This is a genomic window from Thalassotalea coralli (assembly GCF_055786205.1).
Genome location: NZ_JBVVBK010000004.1, coordinates 44,209 through 58,679, shown reverse-complemented (window position 1 = coordinate 58,679; position 14,471 = coordinate 44,209). Strand labels below are relative to the sequence as shown.

At 38.5% G+C, this 14,471-nt stretch carries 19 protein-coding genes; 5 read left to right on the top strand and 14 right to left on the bottom strand.

Translation table 11 applies throughout. From position 1 onward, the window contains the following. Nucleotides 1–39: 39 nt before the first annotated feature. From ACOB80_RS11300 to ACOB80_RS11275, 6 genes are all read right to left on the bottom strand, one after another. On the bottom strand, nucleotides 40–432 hold the full coding sequence (locus ACOB80_RS11300; protein ID WP_473165939.1) for a hypothetical protein: 393 nt from the start codon (nucleotides 430–432) through the stop codon (nucleotides 40–42). A gap of 168 nt (nucleotides 433–600) precedes the next feature. Further along, nucleotides 601–993: a 30S ribosomal protein S9 gene (gene rpsI, locus ACOB80_RS11295; RefSeq protein ID WP_473165938.1), complete on the bottom strand. Its 393-nt coding sequence runs from the start codon at nucleotides 991–993 to the stop codon at nucleotides 601–603. 3 nt (nucleotides 994–996) lie between these two features. Beyond that, nucleotides 997–1,425, bottom strand: a complete 429-nt coding sequence (gene rplM / locus ACOB80_RS11290) for a 50S ribosomal protein L13 (protein ID WP_473165937.1) — start codon at nucleotides 1,423–1,425, stop codon at nucleotides 997–999. A gap of 292 nt (nucleotides 1,426–1,717) precedes the next feature. Then, a complete protein-coding gene (locus tag ACOB80_RS11285) occupies nucleotides 1,718–2,500 on the bottom strand; it encodes a TIGR04219 family outer membrane beta-barrel protein (protein WP_473165936.1) in 783 nt (260 codons plus the stop codon). A 5-nt stretch (nucleotides 2,501–2,505) separates the two neighbouring features. Beyond that, on the bottom strand, nucleotides 2,506–3,498 hold the full coding sequence (locus ACOB80_RS11280) for a DUF2333 family protein (RefSeq protein WP_473165935.1): 993 nt from the start codon (nucleotides 3,496–3,498) through the stop codon (nucleotides 2,506–2,508). A 9-nt stretch (nucleotides 3,499–3,507) separates the two neighbouring features. After that, nucleotides 3,508–4,014, bottom strand: coding sequence for a copper chaperone PCu(A)C (locus ACOB80_RS11275; protein WP_473165934.1), 507 nt, complete (start codon nucleotides 4,012–4,014; stop codon nucleotides 3,508–3,510). A gap of 67 nt (nucleotides 4,015–4,081) precedes the next feature. Here ACOB80_RS11275 and ACOB80_RS11270 point away from each other — a divergent pair, with 67 nt between their 5' ends. Beyond that, on the top strand, nucleotides 4,082–4,819 hold the full coding sequence (locus tag ACOB80_RS11270; RefSeq protein WP_473165933.1) for an enoyl-CoA hydratase-related protein: 738 nt from the start codon (nucleotides 4,082–4,084) through the stop codon (nucleotides 4,817–4,819). A 47-nt stretch (nucleotides 4,820–4,866) separates the two neighbouring features. On the opposite strand, the gene ACOB80_RS11265 is transcribed toward ACOB80_RS11270, so the two are convergent. The 8 genes from ACOB80_RS11265 to dusA form a co-directional block, all read right to left on the bottom strand. Beyond that, on the bottom strand, nucleotides 4,867–5,853 hold the full coding sequence (locus tag ACOB80_RS11265; protein ID WP_473165932.1) for a tetratricopeptide repeat protein: 987 nt from the start codon (nucleotides 5,851–5,853) through the stop codon (nucleotides 4,867–4,869). A gap of 24 nt (nucleotides 5,854–5,877) precedes the next feature. Further along, on the bottom strand, nucleotides 5,878–6,219 hold the full coding sequence (locus ACOB80_RS11260) for a hypothetical protein (RefSeq protein WP_473165931.1): 342 nt from the start codon (nucleotides 6,217–6,219) through the stop codon (nucleotides 5,878–5,880). Nucleotides 6,220–6,265: 46 nt separating this feature from the next. Beyond that, entirely contained in the window at nucleotides 6,266–6,466 is a 201-nt protein-coding gene (locus tag ACOB80_RS11255) for a PspC domain-containing protein (RefSeq protein ID WP_473165930.1), read from the bottom strand. A gap of 65 nt (nucleotides 6,467–6,531) precedes the next feature. Then, nucleotides 6,532–7,194: a phage shock protein PspA gene (gene pspA / locus ACOB80_RS11250; protein WP_473165929.1), complete on the bottom strand. Its 663-nt coding sequence runs from the start codon at nucleotides 7,192–7,194 to the stop codon at nucleotides 6,532–6,534. Between the two features lie 32 nt (nucleotides 7,195–7,226). Continuing rightward, a complete protein-coding gene (locus ACOB80_RS11245) occupies nucleotides 7,227–7,493 on the bottom strand; it encodes a hypothetical protein (protein WP_473165928.1) in 267 nt (88 codons plus the stop codon). A gap of 215 nt (nucleotides 7,494–7,708) precedes the next feature. Then, nucleotides 7,709–8,554 (bottom strand): sulfurtransferase, encoded by an 846-nt coding sequence (locus ACOB80_RS11240; protein ID WP_473165927.1) that lies wholly within the window; start codon nucleotides 8,552–8,554, stop codon nucleotides 7,709–7,711. Nucleotides 8,555–8,679: 125 nt separating this feature from the next. Next, nucleotides 8,680–8,808: a hypothetical protein gene (locus tag ACOB80_RS11235; RefSeq protein WP_473165926.1), complete on the bottom strand. Its 129-nt coding sequence runs from the start codon at nucleotides 8,806–8,808 to the stop codon at nucleotides 8,680–8,682. 278 nt (nucleotides 8,809–9,086) lie between these two features. Next, nucleotides 9,087–10,073, bottom strand: coding sequence for a tRNA dihydrouridine(20/20a) synthase DusA (gene dusA / locus ACOB80_RS11230; protein WP_473166286.1), 987 nt, complete (start codon nucleotides 10,071–10,073; stop codon nucleotides 9,087–9,089). Between the two features lie 368 nt (nucleotides 10,074–10,441). Here dusA and zur point away from each other — a divergent pair, with 368 nt between their 5' ends. The 4 genes from zur to ACOB80_RS11210 all read left to right on the top strand — a co-directional run bounded on the left by zur (nucleotide 10,442) and on the right by ACOB80_RS11210 (nucleotide 14,398). Further along, nucleotides 10,442–10,879: a zinc uptake transcriptional repressor Zur gene (zur, locus tag ACOB80_RS11225; protein WP_473165925.1), complete on the top strand. Its 438-nt coding sequence runs from the start codon at nucleotides 10,442–10,444 to the stop codon at nucleotides 10,877–10,879. Nucleotides 10,880–11,113: 234 nt separating this feature from the next. Continuing rightward, a complete protein-coding gene (locus ACOB80_RS11220) occupies nucleotides 11,114–11,578 on the top strand; it encodes a chemotaxis protein CheX (protein WP_473165924.1) in 465 nt (154 codons plus the stop codon). A gap of 199 nt (nucleotides 11,579–11,777) precedes the next feature. After that, nucleotides 11,778–13,799: a methyl-accepting chemotaxis protein gene (locus tag ACOB80_RS11215; protein ID WP_473165923.1), complete on the top strand. Its 2,022-nt coding sequence runs from the start codon at nucleotides 11,778–11,780 to the stop codon at nucleotides 13,797–13,799. A 176-nt stretch (nucleotides 13,800–13,975) separates the two neighbouring features. Further along, on the top strand, nucleotides 13,976–14,398 hold the full coding sequence (locus ACOB80_RS11210) for a secondary thiamine-phosphate synthase enzyme YjbQ (RefSeq protein WP_473166285.1): 423 nt from the start codon (nucleotides 13,976–13,978) through the stop codon (nucleotides 14,396–14,398). Nucleotides 14,399–14,471 lie beyond the last annotated feature (73 nt).

The following is a 14,471-nucleotide window of genomic DNA, read 5'->3' as shown; positions in this document are numbered from 1 at the left end:
TCTTGAGGTTGCTTTCTCTTTGTGTAAGACAGAAAAAGGCTATACCTCTTCTGTTGCCAACTCGTGTTGTAGCCACTTGTAAGCTTGTTGCCAACCTAGCTCAAGCCCTGAAAAAACTTTTGTATTCCAATTATCCATTTCTCGCGCTTTGTTTAAGCTCTCTGTAACAGCTAGCCCATCTTTTGAATACACAACAAAAGCCAGTGCTTTTAAATTCTCATAAGAAGCAATGCTGAGCTTCGCGCCATATTCATAGTCATAGTTATTGATGCGATTAACCAACATTCCAAATTCACCTTGGATATGCTCATCTACGAACTGATGGCATTCTTCTATCATTTCTAAAGTAAATAGTACGCCTTCATCGCCAACGACTTCGACAATATTATTATCGAGAATATTAAAGTACCCGAAGCTCATACGATATTTCATGGCGTTACCTACTTATAAACGTGTTAGGTTTGATGTGTATTGTATACGAAGCTATAAACTTTAATACGGAATAAGAATTATTTCAATTTAGAGGAGTGCATTTTTTAATCACTTTTAGGCATAAAAAAAGCCAGCATATGCTGGCTTTTTGACATAAGATAAAACGAATTAACGTTTTGAGAATTGTGGACGTTTACGTGCTTTGTGTAAACCAACTTTCTTACGTTCAACACGACGTGCATCACGAGTAACGAAACCAGCTTTACGTAGTTCGCTACGTAGAGTCTCGTCATACTCCATAAGAGCACGAGTGATACCGTGACGAATTGCACCAGCTTGACCTGTGCTACCACCACCAACTACAGTGATGTTAAAGTCAAACTTGTCAGCTAATTCAGCTAGTTCGATAGGTTGACGAACAACCATACGAGCAGTTTCACGAGCGAAGTACTCAGAAATGTCACGTTTGTTAATTGTAATTGCACCACTACCAGCTTTCATGAACACACGAGCAGTAGAGCTCTTACGACGACCAGTACCGTAATATTGATTATCAGCCATTGCTTACAGCTCCAATGTTTGTGGTTGTTGTGCAGCATGCTTGTGCTCAGGGCCAGCATACACTTTTAGCTTGCGGTACATTTCACGGCCTAAAGGACCTTTTGGAAGCATACCTTTAACAGCGAATTCGATCGCACGCTCTGGCGCTTTGTCAATTAGCTTTTCGAAGCTAATTTGCTTTAAACCACCAGGGAATTCAGTGTGCGAGTAGTAAATTTTACCTTTCGCTTTGTTACCAGTAACTTTCACTTTCTCAGCGTTAACTACAACAATGTAGTCACCTGTGTCACAGTGAGGTGTGTATTCTGGCTTGTGCTTACCGCGTAAACGGCGTGCAATTTCAGTAGCGATACGACCAAGAGTTTTATTCTCAGCGTCCACTAAAAACCATTCGCGTTGTACGCTTTCTGGTTTAGCTACAAAAGTTTTCATTTGAAAAACCCAATATTAAAAATGTTACTTAAAAAACAACCCTAAGGTTGCCGTTCAATAAGGCTTCGCCTTTACCCCTTCGAGTATCGAGCCCCTTGCCTACCCGTTTGGGAAAAACTAAAGCAGACAATTTGTAACGTTAGGGAGCGCAGGATTATACAGAATTATTTTTTCAAGATCACGCTTATTTTTTAATCTTTTGCATTTTTATTAAGTAGAAAACAAACAAGCAGTTAACCGAGTTATTATCGATTAACTGCTTGTAGAATATTTTCAACTAAAAATGCGAGGATTAGAAATGTAAAACAGCGCCAGCAAATACACCGTCAATATCAAGATTTGAGTATAGGCCGTCAACATCTTGTAAGTCGATTTGTGCAGCTCTATAACCAAGAGTAAGATTAAAATCTACTGCAATATTATCAACTAAAGCGTAGCTTAGACCTACTTGGTAATCATAAATGGTGTGATCGCCAAATGATAAAAAGTTGCCTTCCCCAAACACACTTAACCCCGTTAAAGGTAAACCAATAGACGTAGCAGCGTACACCATAGGCACTATTTCGTCAGTGTTCATCGTTCCTGTAACAGTCGTTAAAACAGGAGTTTCGCCAACAGGAGCAGTGTTTACTGAAGATGACACCATGATGTCGCCATTAAAGTCACGACCAGTTAAACCAATATCAAATGAGAATAACCCGTTATCGAAAATCTCGTAATACAAGGTGTAGTCAACATAACTAACATCGAAACCTGTATCTACTTCACTGCCAGCAGCAAACGTTTCACCACCGAAATCGATATCACTGGTTAATGTGGTCAAACCTGTTGTATCCATCGTTGTAGAAGCGATACGCGCGTTTGGAATTAATGGGATTGGATGTTCAAATGCGACATAGAAGTTGGTTTGCTTTTCTTTTGCAAGGTTAAAGTCGGTTTGGTTACCGCTCTCACCTAAGATACCATCAAATTGTGCATCCCACACTTGCCCACCTATGTACAAGCCCAATGTATCTGCTGCTGAAGAAACTGAAAATGTTGCTGCCAACATGGCAACAAGACATGTTTTTTTCATTTAATTTACCCTTGACTTAGTAACTCATTTAAATCGATAAGAGCGGCATTGGCTCTTGAAATATAATTAGCCATCACTAGAGAGTGATTAGCAAGAACGCCGAAACCGTCACCATTTAAAATCATAGGACTCCAAATAGCTTGTTGACTGGCTTCTAGTTCACGAATAATTTGTTGTAAGCTAACTTTTGCATTTTTCTTTTCAAGTACATCGTTGAAATCTATTTCAACAGCTCTAAGAAAATGTAAAAGTGCCCAGCAAGCTCCTCGAGCTTCGTAAAATTCATTATCTATTTGCCACCAACTGGTTTTAAGTTGAAGTTGGCTAGCAGAGGCAGTAGATTGCGTCGCGACACTATCACCGGCTAAATCAACGTTCAGCTGATCACGACCAACACTTGCACTTAATCTTTGCGAATAACTACCAAGCCTTTTACTTACTTCTCTTAACCAATCTCGTAAATTATCTGCACGAGCATAAAATTGTGAAGACTGAGTATTTACATCAGTTAGCTCAGAGCGATAGGCGTATAAAGATTTAATCGCTTCGCGATATTCACTTTCGGCACTAGGCATCGCCCAACTTTTATGATCAATGTTTAATCTAGGCTGCGCTATTTTCAAATGACTATTTTCAACGGATTGTGATTGAGAGCGACTAAATTCTTGGCGCATAACAAGTGCCATGTCTCTACTCATTTCTAATACGCCAAACTCCCAAGAAGGAATGTTGTCTAGAAAGACTGATGGCGGTAATGCATCATTTGCTAAATAGCCCCCTGGCTTATCTAACAAGGTTTCAGCCACTCTAATTAAAGCAGTAGTCGTCGTGTAACCTACAACGGGCTTAGCGTTTTCCGCTTGTGCTGCCGTAATCACTTCTTGCTTAATATCTAGAGCCGATGGTTCAAAACTCCAATAGACGCCAAGTAAATAAAAAAAAGCGAAAACTGCGGCGACAGTCGAAACTATCGTTTTAGTTGAAAAATTAAACGTCATTGCATCCCCCTAGTGATGGTGGTGGTGTTCAGCCGGTTTCTTTTTGCGAATAATACTTTCGATAGGTAACTCTACCTCTTGTTTACTATCGTCGGAAAAATAAAAGACAAACGAGGCTTTTTCACCACTTTTAAGAGCCTGTTTTAAATCAAAAATCATAATGTGATAACCACCAGGCTGTAACTTAACAGTTTCTCCTGCGGCCAAATTTAGCGATTTAATTTGTTGCATTTTCATCATACCGTTTACATGAGCATGTTCATGAATTTCGATACGATCACTTACAGCACCAGTAACCTTCACCAACTTAATATCTTTATCGCCTTTATTGGTAATATCCATATAGGCAGATGACACTTTTGTTCCCGGGATTGTTTCCCTAACGTGTCCATTTTCAATAGACACGCTAGAGGCTGCTTGCACAGACAGGGACGCAGCTATAAGCGTTAAAAAAGAGAAGACTTTTTTCCAATTGAGCCAATGGTTGCTTACCAATAATTTTATATTGTTTTTCATATCTAGCTATACTTCCTAATCAATCCATACTAAGGTTACTGGGGTATTGTAACTAAGCAAATGATAAATGGATAATTTAATTCACACTCACTATAAGAATAACCTTCTTGTTATTACAATTAATCGTTTCGATAAAAAAAATGCTTTAAACACTGAAATGTATTTGGCGCTGACATCTGCGTTAAAGCATGCAAGTACTGAAGAAAGCGTTCATTGCGTTCTCATTCAAGGTAATGAGCACTGCTTTTGTGCAGGTAACGATTTAGCTGACTTCATGAAACACGCTAATAGCGAAGAGCTCGCTGCATTTACTTTTGTCAAAGCTTTAGCAAACTTTAATAAGCCCATTATTGCTGCAGTCGCTGGGCCAGCTGTTGGTATTGGTACCACCATGCTATTACATTGCGACTTAGTTTTTGCCACTGCAGACGCCAAACTAAAACTCCCTTTTAGCCAACTTGGTCTTTGCCCCGAGGCTGCATCTAGCGTACTTCTTCCTTTGAAACTCGGCCATAATAAGGCTTTCGAATTATTAGCACTTGGCGACACCTTCTCTGGTGAAAAAGCCCATGAATTAGGGCTAGTCAATCAAATCGTCCCTAGCGAGTCACTGCTCGACACTGCATTAAGTCAAGCTGAAAGGGTAGCTGGTTTGCCAAACGACGCTGTTATAACGAGTCGAAAATTGATGAAGCAAGCCACGCGACCTCAAGTACTTCAGGCACTGGAAGAAGAAGCAATTGAGTTTACCCGGTTAGTCAAAACTAACACTTGCCAGCAAATACTCGCTTCATTCTTTAACTAATCAATGAAAGTACCTCAAAACAGAGGTACTTTCCTCTTTGACCAACATTAAACCTTATGTTTCTTTAGCTTCTTTTTTAGCTTTTTAACTCTTTTACTTAGTTCCTTGTCGTCGGAAACATCAATACTGCTCACTTGTGCTTTTGCTTGCTTCCAGTCCTCTTGATGTACATATAACTCCGCTAAACGGTAATGAACCCAAGGTATAAAGCTCTCTGAGGCAATAGGCAAAGACTCTTTCAACGAATCTAACCCTAGCTCAATGTTCAAACCTGACTCCGCAGAAACCTTACCTTGTTGATACAAAGCCTGCGCTTTTTCATCTTCATCTTTGGCATGAGCAACAGCTTTGATTAAATCGTCACTTGCTTGCTGCCACTTTTCATCCTTGATGTAAGCAACCGCTCTAGAAAAGTAAAGCTCTCCTATTTCCGGGTTGGCTTCTATAGCATTTGCTATCTTCTCATACGCAAGATTCGATTTTTCAGTTGCCCAATAAACGTTAGCAATTTGCTTAGCGCCTGCAACCTCATCAAATGTAGCAAGACTTTCAGCGTAAGCTAGTGCTTGCTCTTTGTCGCCACCAGCGATACTCGGAGCATTCAAATGAAAGCCTATGAGATAATTCAATGCCCCTTCATGCTCAGGCTTAAGTGCTAATGTTTTTTCCATTGATGCAAGAAAGTCTTTGGCATAACCCATTTTGGAGAAAATACTGGCTTTTTGGGCCATTATCACGGAACTAACACCCAGGTAATAATGTGCTTCAATATTTTTAGGAAGGGATTCAGTAAGATCTTCGAAGTAATCATAGGCATCTTCTGTTTCGTCGTTTTCCAACAAAAAACGACCAGTAAGAATTTTTCCTTCGACAGTCTGTTTATCTTGTTTAGTTAAACCTTTAAAAAGAGAACTCGCATTTTTAACTTCACCTTTATCTAAAGACGCTTTTACTGCTGAAAGGTCATTGGCATAAACGCCCACACTAGCTGTTACACAAAGCAACAAGCTAGCAGCTAATATCGTTTTCTTCATTTGTTATTATTCCTATTTATTCCTTTAATTATAGTGTGGTCGTTTATTATCTCGGCAAGCAAGCCAAATAATAATAGCGGCTAAAACTATCGGCCAAAACACGCCAATCATAACCATACCAATCGTGCCTGCAACGATAAGTCCAACAAATACTAATGTGCCGAAAACACTCAATACGATGAATACTGCAGCAACAACTAATAAAACCACGACTAATGCTGAGATACTAATTGCTTTTAAAGGTTCAATTAGTTGGTCATCCATATATAAATCTATATCAAGTAGCTCGATAAAACTCATTCCGAGAGCATAGGTAATAAATAACGTCGCTAAAACAGCGAGTACAAGTGCTTTGAAAAATGACATTGTCCAAACCTCTGTGTAAATGAAACAGTAAATATGATTGTTAAATTTAACGGCGAGTAGGAAGTAAAATTGCTGCAGTGATGTAGGCTACGCCAGTTACCATAGGAAACATAAATAAAGAAACGATCGCGCCGGCACGTACACCCCATGCGGGTAAATCAAAATAGTTAGCTAATCCAGCACATACACCTGAAAGTTTTTTATCTATTTGGCTTTTAAAAATTTGGTTTCTATCTGAGTAACGCATATATCACCTCTTATGTTATTAAAGAAAGTTAAGTGCGCTCCTGTTTACAGAGCGCTCTGTCTAAATTAGCCGTTCGCTGCTTTCTTCTTCAGCTCACTAAGCTCTTGTTCAACATTTTCGTCAGTTTCTAATGCATCGATTTGGCTTGCCAGATCCTGGTTATTAGTCATGTCATAAGCCTCAACTTTTGCTTCAACTTCATCAATTTTTTGTTGATAACGTTCAAATTTAGAGATTGCCTGGTCAATGTTATACACCGCTGCTTTTTCGCGAACTTTCAAACGAACTTGTGCAGATTCTTGACGCAATGCAAATGACTCCTGACGACGCTTAGCTTCGTTAAGCTTTTCTTGTAAGCGTTGGCTGTCTTGTTGAACATCCGTCAACAACTCTTCTAATGTGTCCATTTCCTCATTGAGGGTAGCCAATTCTTGCTGACACTTTTGTTTTTCAACTAAAGCAGCTCTAGCTAAATCATCTCGAGATTTCCCAATAGCCAACTCAGCTTTTTCTTGCCAATTCGCTATTTGCTTTTCAAGGCTTCGTGTTTGTCGTAACAAGGTTTTCTTTTCAGCAATATGTTTTGCGGCTGTTGTACGAACTTCCACTAAGGTTTCTTCCATTTCCTGAATAATCAATTTGATCATTTTTTCAGGGTCTTCAGCGCGATCTAATAGGCTGTTGATATTAGCGTTAATTACATCAGTAAATCTTGAAAACATTCCCATAATAGTGCTCCTAAGTGGCTAATTTTGATAAATTATTTTTTAACTTGTTTGTTAATTTTGACGATAAGTTGCGAGTCTTTCAGGTCAACTTGCGCTGACTTTTTTAACCCGTTAGTTACTTGTTTCTTAATCGACGCTTTAAGGCTTTGTGCGATTGATTCACTCAACATTTTCTGGTGTTCATTCAATGACTGAGTTAACTGTTTTTCTATATCGCTCTGTTGTGCTGAAACGGTAGTGATTGATCCTAACCCTACTACTAGGACCAATAATGAACATGTACGGCCTAGACGATTCATAACTTTTCTCCCTCAAATTAGTGATAAAAATTCAGGTAACTAACCTGTGGGATAACATAATCAATCAACGTGCCAACACGGAAAAAAGTTTTAAGTGGTTGTTTTAATGATATTTATTAATTTTATTGAAATTCAAGATGGGATAAGGACATATTATGTCAAACTAATTTATGGTTAAATTGACCAAGGATATAGTCAATTTAACCATGCTAGATTTACTCAATAGGAAGGTTAGTATTAGATCCCCACTCAGACCATGATCCGTCATAAACTTTTAATTGGCTAAAACCTAGCATATCTGCCGCTAACGCAAGTACACAGGCCGTTATACCTGAGCCACAACTAAAAATAAGCTCCTGTTCTTTATCATTGAATATGGAGAAGGAATCTGACAAGTGTTCAACTGAGTTAAAGCACCCATCGGTGAGTAATGTGCTAAACGGGAGATTAACCGCATTTGGGATATGCCCTTTTCTAACACCAGCTCTTGGTTCATCTACCAAACCATTGAATCGTGCTTCGGCGCGAGCATCTACAACAGTAGAAGAACTCTGCTCTATTTGTTGTAAAACATATTGATGATCACAAAACCTGTCATTGTAAGAATCTACATTTACGTGCGGTTCAACCTGGTTAAATTTAACCTGCTCATTGTTTGCTGGATATGTTTCCCGCCCCTCCTTCAACCATTTAGGCAGTCCACCATCCAGAACAGCTACATTCTTAAACCCAGCATTTTTTAACATCCACCAAGCTCTAGGCGAACTAAAAATACCGACATTGTCATAAACAACAATTTGGCTATTATTATCGCAACCTAATGCATACATTTTTTCTACAAGTTCAGATTCAGGTATTCGAGTATGAGGATTAGGAGCACCCACTCGAGAAAAATGTTCTTCTAAATCGAAACGTTGGGCAGTATCAATACTTGCTTCAGGCCAGGATGGCTTGCAAGCCTGTATGCCAGCAATAGGTTTTATGCTAGCGTCAAATACTTTTACCTGTCCGATAGAAAGGAGTTGTTGTAGTTCATTCGTGGATATTAAATGAGTGTACATTGAATCTATCCGATAATTTTATATAGAGAAATTTATATAAAATTAGCGAAAGACACCGAGACTGTAAATAGAAAGGTAGCTGTCTTAACTCGTTATTAAAGAAAAACTGCAGGCTTCATTTAGGGTTATTCTTGAATGAGAATTAATGATTCTGCTGAATCATTTGATTCAACCATACCCAAAATCATTGATAGTGCTAATAGACCTAACGCTGGCACTAACATTATTAAACTCACGGTGAATAAACTAAGCATTTTCTGCAATCTCCATTACTCGATAATAAATAAGATGCAGTTACTAGTACAAAGGTTGTGCCACTAATTAAGGTTTTTTATATCTTGTTGTTTTTATTCAAAATTTAATTTTTACATTTTTGGTACATATAGACATACCTCAAGTGGCAATATGTTGATATGGCTAAAAAGCTGTAATATTAGTTAATTTCACCAACTATTAAATAAAATCAAATTTTACAAATCGAGATAAATTCCTGAAAACGGAATAGCAATTCCCGATTTCAGGACATTTTCACTTATAACTCAGACTCATTTAATGCTTGCACCAACGCATAAGCTTCTTCGAGCACTTTACTATCAGCCCCCTCGCGCCCAGATTGCTCACTCAAGTGACGACGAAACCTTTTTGCTCCGGCTAGACCATTACACAAACCCAGCATGTGACGGACAACATGCCAAACACGGCCGCCATCTGATAGGTGCTTTTCAATATAGTCACTCATTTCAGCAATAACTTGCGCTCGTGATTTAATTGCTTCAGCACTTTGCCAAAGCGTTTGATCTGCTTGTGCCAACATATAAGGGTTTTGATACACTTCTCTGCCTATCATTACACCATCAATGTGCGCTAAGTGCGCAAGTGACTCTTCATAGGTTTTAATACCGCCATTAATAGAAACCTGAATATCAGGGAAATCTTGCTTAATTTGATAAACGCGCTGGTAGTCTAGCGGCGGAATTTCGCGGTTTTGTTTAGGGCTTAAACCACTAAGCCATGCTTTTCTAGCATGAATAATAAAATGTTCGCAGCCAGCCGCTTTAACGGTTTCAACAAACTGAGTTAAAAAAGCATAACTGTCTTGATCGTCAATACCAATGCGAGATTTTACCGTGACAGGAATATTCACCGCTTGCTTCATGCTATCAACACATTGTGCAACAAGCTCTGGCTCAGCCATTAAACATGCACCAAAGCGACCATTCTGCACTCTATCAGACGGGCAACCAACGTTTATATTTATCTCGTCGTACCCTTTTTGCTCAGCAATTTTGGCGCACTCAGTCATATCCTTAACATTTGAACCGCCTAACTGAAGCACTAGTGGATGCTCACTTTCATTAAAGCCTAAGTAATCCCCTTTGCCATATAAAATAGCTCCCGTCGTTACCATTTCAGTATACAGCACAGTATTACTAGTCATGGTTCGATAAAAGTATCGGCAATGACGATCTGTCCAATCAAGCATTGGGGCAATACTTAATTTATGACTGGAACTTGCCAAAACGTTATTACAATTTTCAGCAGAAGAATTTAGGGTACTCACGGATTTAACGACCTATTTAAGCAATTTATTTATGGTATTGAGGGTTCCAAGGTTCATAGGCTCTAATCGACGATGCATGCCGATTATTTAAGAAGTATTGCCTTCAAACCTTTACAAATTATCCTATTTGTAAATTAAGAAAACGCCGTGCGTGAAATTATACATTGCTGCACTACTTCTTTCACTAATCGTTTTATTAATTAACAATGGGTAAATAATAAGTTGATCTAAACAACTTTTCTTTAATCAACTTATTGTTATTACTTGGCTAGCTACTAAAAAATGGTTAAGGTTATCCTCAAGAGAGCAAAATACATAATTTGACGATGTCGAAAATTAACAAACAACTAGAGCAAGCAAAGGCGCACTGCGCGAGTAAAGGCGCAAGATTTACCCCTACGCGCGAGCAAGTATTTAGATTGCTTGCTGAAAATGATGAAGCAATTGGTGCTTACGATCTATTGGATCAACTAAAGAAAACCGATCCTGCTGCAAAACCAGCGACGATTTATCGCGCCTTAGATTTCTTAAGTAAACAGGGGTTTGTTCATAAAATTGAATCGATTAATGCTTTTATCATGTGTCACCACTTTGGCGACTGTAATCACCCAGTACAATTATTAATTTGTGATGAATGTGGGCATGTAGATGAAATTCAATCAGATGAATTTGATAAATCTTTGCGTCAGTTAGCTGAGCAAAAAGGTTTTCAAATAATGAACCAAATTGTTGAAGCACATGGTGCTTGCGCTAAGTGTAAGTAACTGAAAAGTTAAATTAGCTTTGTAAAAAAGTAAGTAGTTAAAGAAAACTTATAAAAATTAGCAAATATAGTGGTAAATCATCGAAGACTTGCCGATACTTATAGGTAATGCGAGCAATAGAAGTAATAAAGCGTTCATCAGTATAAAATTAGCGCTTTATTATTTAAATAGAATATTGTTACTATCAAGGTTAGCAATAAATTAATAAAACAATATAAGGCTTTGAGTAATTTCATGAATGTAGAGTTTATTAACCCGTTTTTGTCTTCAATGCTAAATGTGATGTCTACAATGGCACAAATGGAATTGTCACCTGAAAAGCCAAAATTAAAAAAGAACGAAGTTGCAATGGGCGATGTTTCAGGATTAATTGGCATGGTAAGTGAGCAAACCAAAGGCTCTCTTTCTATAACTTTTGATGCTCCTTTAGCACTTGCGACAATGAAAAACATGGTGGGTGAAGCACCAGACGAAGTCAATGATGAAATAACCGATCTAGTTGGTGAAATCACCAATATGGTGACAGGTGGTGCAAAACGCATGCTGAGTGAAAAAGGATTTGAATTTGATATGGCGACCCCTATGGTTGTATCAGGTAAAGATCACACAATAAATCATAAAGCAGATGGGCCTATTGTTATCATCCCTCTTAATTCTCCTCACGGAAAAGCTTACATAGAATTTAGCTTCGATAAGTGATCTAGTAATTTATTGCTAAATAGCTACACGGTTTAGAACAAGGTAACGAGATTTAAGTTGCTAGGAGCGACTGTATCTCGTTTGTTTCAGAGCGCGTTTGTTTGTTTTGTAAACAAGCCTATTTTGTTAATATACGTTACAAATTCAAACAAGCGTTTGATAACTTATTTTTATTCAAGAGTTTTTTGTAGGGGGTGGAATGGGGTTTTTAAAGCGCAGTTTTGCTGCACAACTCATATTCGGCATTTTAACAGGGCTATTGGTCCTATCAATTTTATCTTCAACTTACCATGTATCAGTTATTCGAGCTGAAGCAAAAGATGAAAACGCTAGAGAAGTTTCTAGTGTTTTAACCCAGTTAACTAGCAATTTAAACCAACTTCTCTACTCTAGAAATAACCAATTAGATGCAATTTTTACTCACCCAGCGACAATAGAGGCTGTTGAGTCTATTGAAGTCCGTGGTAAAACCCGTGAAGAGTTACCAAAGTGGAAAGAAGTCACCGATTATTTCGTCGATGCAATGAAACTAGACCCAAGCGTATTTGAGTTATTCATCACTACGACTAAAACTTGGGAGTATTTTTCATCTAAAGGAAAAAATAATGACCCTGATTATTACATAAACAAACGTCCTTTCTGGAACGAGTTTCTAAGTCAGATGAATCATTACGTTAATGACCCATATTTAGATAATGATGGCAACATCTTGATGACCTTCAGGTCACCTATTTACAATGCGAATAATGAGCTCATCGGTACCGCTGGTCTTGATTTGAACTTAGCTGATGTAAATAAAACATTAGCCAACGTTTCTAGTGCATATGACAATGTTCAAGTATTTGTAGTGAGTGACACAGGCACTATGGTTAACTTCCCGGATATGTCTGAACAAATGCTGAAAAAAGGTGTTGGTGAACTTCACTTAAAAGACGTAGATAGTGTTTTTGATACTTACGAAGCCGGTGGATTTAACAGTTTATGGAATGACTATTCAAGTAATCAAATGAGGGAAATGGAAAGTACGGTTACTTGGCAGGGTGAGTTATATAAAGTTTATATCAAACCATTTGATAGGAAAGTACCTGAAGTTCACTGGAACGTAGCAGTGATGATCCCACAAAGCCAAATCGACGCAAAAGTAAATAGTGCGGTAATCGACAATCTTGTATCTACGTTGATTTTTATCTTAGTACTTGGCTTGCTTATTTGGTTTATTGTCAACTTCCAAATGAAGCCAATTGTTCAAGTACAACAAGCAATGCACGATATTAGCCATGGGTCTGCGGATTTAACCCAACGAATAGAAATTCGCCGTCAAGATGAAGTTGGCGAACTTGCGAAACGATTTAATGTATTTGTAGAGAAAATCCAAACGCTTGTAAAAGAATCTGACCAAGTTGCCATGCAATTCAAAGACAATGCTGATCAAGCACGCAGTGCCTCTTTAGAAGCACGAGGTTTTATCGAAGAGCAGAAACTACAGTTAGATTGTGTATCTTCCGCTTCTACAGAAATGACACAAACCTCTGAGCACGTTGCGCAACGAGCAAACGATGTAGCAGGCATCGCGAACGAAACTAAAGAAAGCGTTGACTCTGGCGCCAGCATTATCAAGCAAGCAACAGATAAAATTGCCGATATAGCTGAGCATATTGAAAATGCTACGCAAGTAGTTTCTGAGTTAGCCGTTGAAACTCAACACATTGGTGAAGTTATCGAAGTGATCAGTACCATTGCCGAGCAAACCAATTTACTTGCTTTAAATGCCGCTATTGAGTCAGCTAGGGCCGGTGAACATGGCCGAGGATTTGCTGTTGTTGCTGACGAAGTTCGAGGTTTAGCTTCTCGTACGCAAGAGTCTACTACGCACATTCAAGATATCGTCGTTAAGCTGCAAACTGCCGCTCAAAATGCAAACCAAGTGATGGATCGCAGCCAGCAAGAAGCACGCGAAGGTAAAAGCTATACGGAAAACATCACTAGCATATTTACGCAAATGCGAGATTCGATGACAGAGCTAGATACGCATCTTGTCGACATTGCTTCAACCGTAAATCAACAATCATTAACGGCTGGCCAAATGAATCAATCTCTTATTGATATTGATAATCTAGCGACCAAAACGGTTGATAAATCGCAAGACTTATCAGATCAAATGGAATCTACAGATATCAACTCAATGGAGCTTATCGCTAAGTTACATAGCTTCAAGTTTTAAAAAACTGCGGATAATCAAAGTCAAAAGCGCACAATGATGTGCGCTTTTTTTATACTTGAAGGAACAAGATTGAAACTTACCTTAAATTTTTGAGTGTTTAACAGTTGTTTACCTAACTCTTAGTCATGGTTATAGTAGGATAATATTGTTTTTATTGCTTTAAAACGACTCAATCTATTATGTGGCAGCAAACTCGACTAACCTTGCCTGCGAAGCCTCGTGGCTTTCATTTAATTACTAATAACGTAGTAAGGGCACTCGATACGTTTCAACCTGTAGAAACAGGTCTATTACACCTATTTTTACAACACTCCTCTGCTTCACTCACCATCAACGAAAATGCTGTTCCGACAGTGCGTAGTGACATGGAAGCACATTTTAATAAGTTTGTACCGGAAAGAGCACCTTACTATCAACATACTTACGAAGGCGACGATGATATGCCTGCGCACATCAAATCGAGTACATTAGGCTGCCAGTTAACTATTCCCATTCATCAAGGCACAATGCTTCTAGGAACCTGGCAAGGTATATATCTAGGTGAACACAGAGATTACGCTTCCGGTAGAAACGTCATCATCACTTTACAAGGAAACTAAGTAGTAAATAGACTTCGTTTGCCATCACTCATAGTCAAATGTTATTTTATTATTTCGTCATGTAGTTCTCTAA

Bases quoted from the DNA above. Each gene is read 5' to 3' on its own strand.
- ACOB80_RS11285 (WP_473165936.1), bottom strand. From the start codon at position 2,500: ATGAAAAAAACATGTCTTGTTGCCATGTTGGCAGCAACATTTTCAGTT.
- zur (WP_473165925.1), top strand. From the start codon at position 10,442: ATGTCGAAAATTAACAAACAACTAGAGCAAGCAAAGGCGCACTGCGCG.
- rpsI (WP_473165938.1), bottom strand. From the start codon at position 993: ATGGCTGATAATCAATATTACGGTACTGGTCGTCGTAAGAGCTCTACT.
- ACOB80_RS11260 (WP_473165931.1), bottom strand. From the start codon at position 6,219: ATGTCATTTTTCAAAGCACTTGTACTCGCTGTTTTAGCGACGTTATTT.
- rplM (WP_473165937.1), bottom strand. From the start codon at position 1,425: ATGAAAACTTTTGTAGCTAAACCAGAAAGCGTACAACGCGAATGGTTT.
- ACOB80_RS11275 (WP_473165934.1), bottom strand. From the start codon at position 4,014: ATGAAAAACAATATAAAATTATTGGTAAGCAACCATTGGCTCAATTGG.
- ACOB80_RS11245 (WP_473165928.1), bottom strand. From the start codon at position 7,493: ATGAATCGTCTAGGCCGTACATGTTCATTATTGGTCCTAGTAGTAGGG.
- ACOB80_RS11300 (WP_473165939.1), bottom strand. From the start codon at position 432: ATGAAATATCGTATGAGCTTCGGGTACTTTAATATTCTCGATAATAAT.
- ACOB80_RS11235 (WP_473165926.1), bottom strand. From the start codon at position 8,808: ATGCTTAGTTTATTCACCGTGAGTTTAATAATGTTAGTGCCAGCGTTA.
- ACOB80_RS11280 (WP_473165935.1), bottom strand. From the start codon at position 3,498: ATGACGTTTAATTTTTCAACTAAAACGATAGTTTCGACTGTCGCCGCA.
- ACOB80_RS11255 (WP_473165930.1), bottom strand. From the start codon at position 6,466: ATGCGTTACTCAGATAGAAACCAAATTTTTAAAAGCCAAATAGATAAA.
- pspA (WP_473165929.1), bottom strand. From the start codon at position 7,194: ATGGGAATGTTTTCAAGATTTACTGATGTAATTAACGCTAATATCAAC.
- ACOB80_RS11265 (WP_473165932.1), bottom strand. From the start codon at position 5,853: ATGAAGAAAACGATATTAGCTGCTAGCTTGTTGCTTTGTGTAACAGCT.
- ACOB80_RS11215 (WP_473165923.1), top strand. From the start codon at position 11,778: ATGGGGTTTTTAAAGCGCAGTTTTGCTGCACAACTCATATTCGGCATT.
- ACOB80_RS11220 (WP_473165924.1), top strand. From the start codon at position 11,114: ATGAATGTAGAGTTTATTAACCCGTTTTTGTCTTCAATGCTAAATGTG.
- ACOB80_RS11270 (WP_473165933.1), top strand. From the start codon at position 4,082: ATGGATAATTTAATTCACACTCACTATAAGAATAACCTTCTTGTTATT.
- ACOB80_RS11240 (WP_473165927.1), bottom strand. From the start codon at position 8,554: ATGTACACTCATTTAATATCCACGAATGAACTACAACAACTCCTTTCT.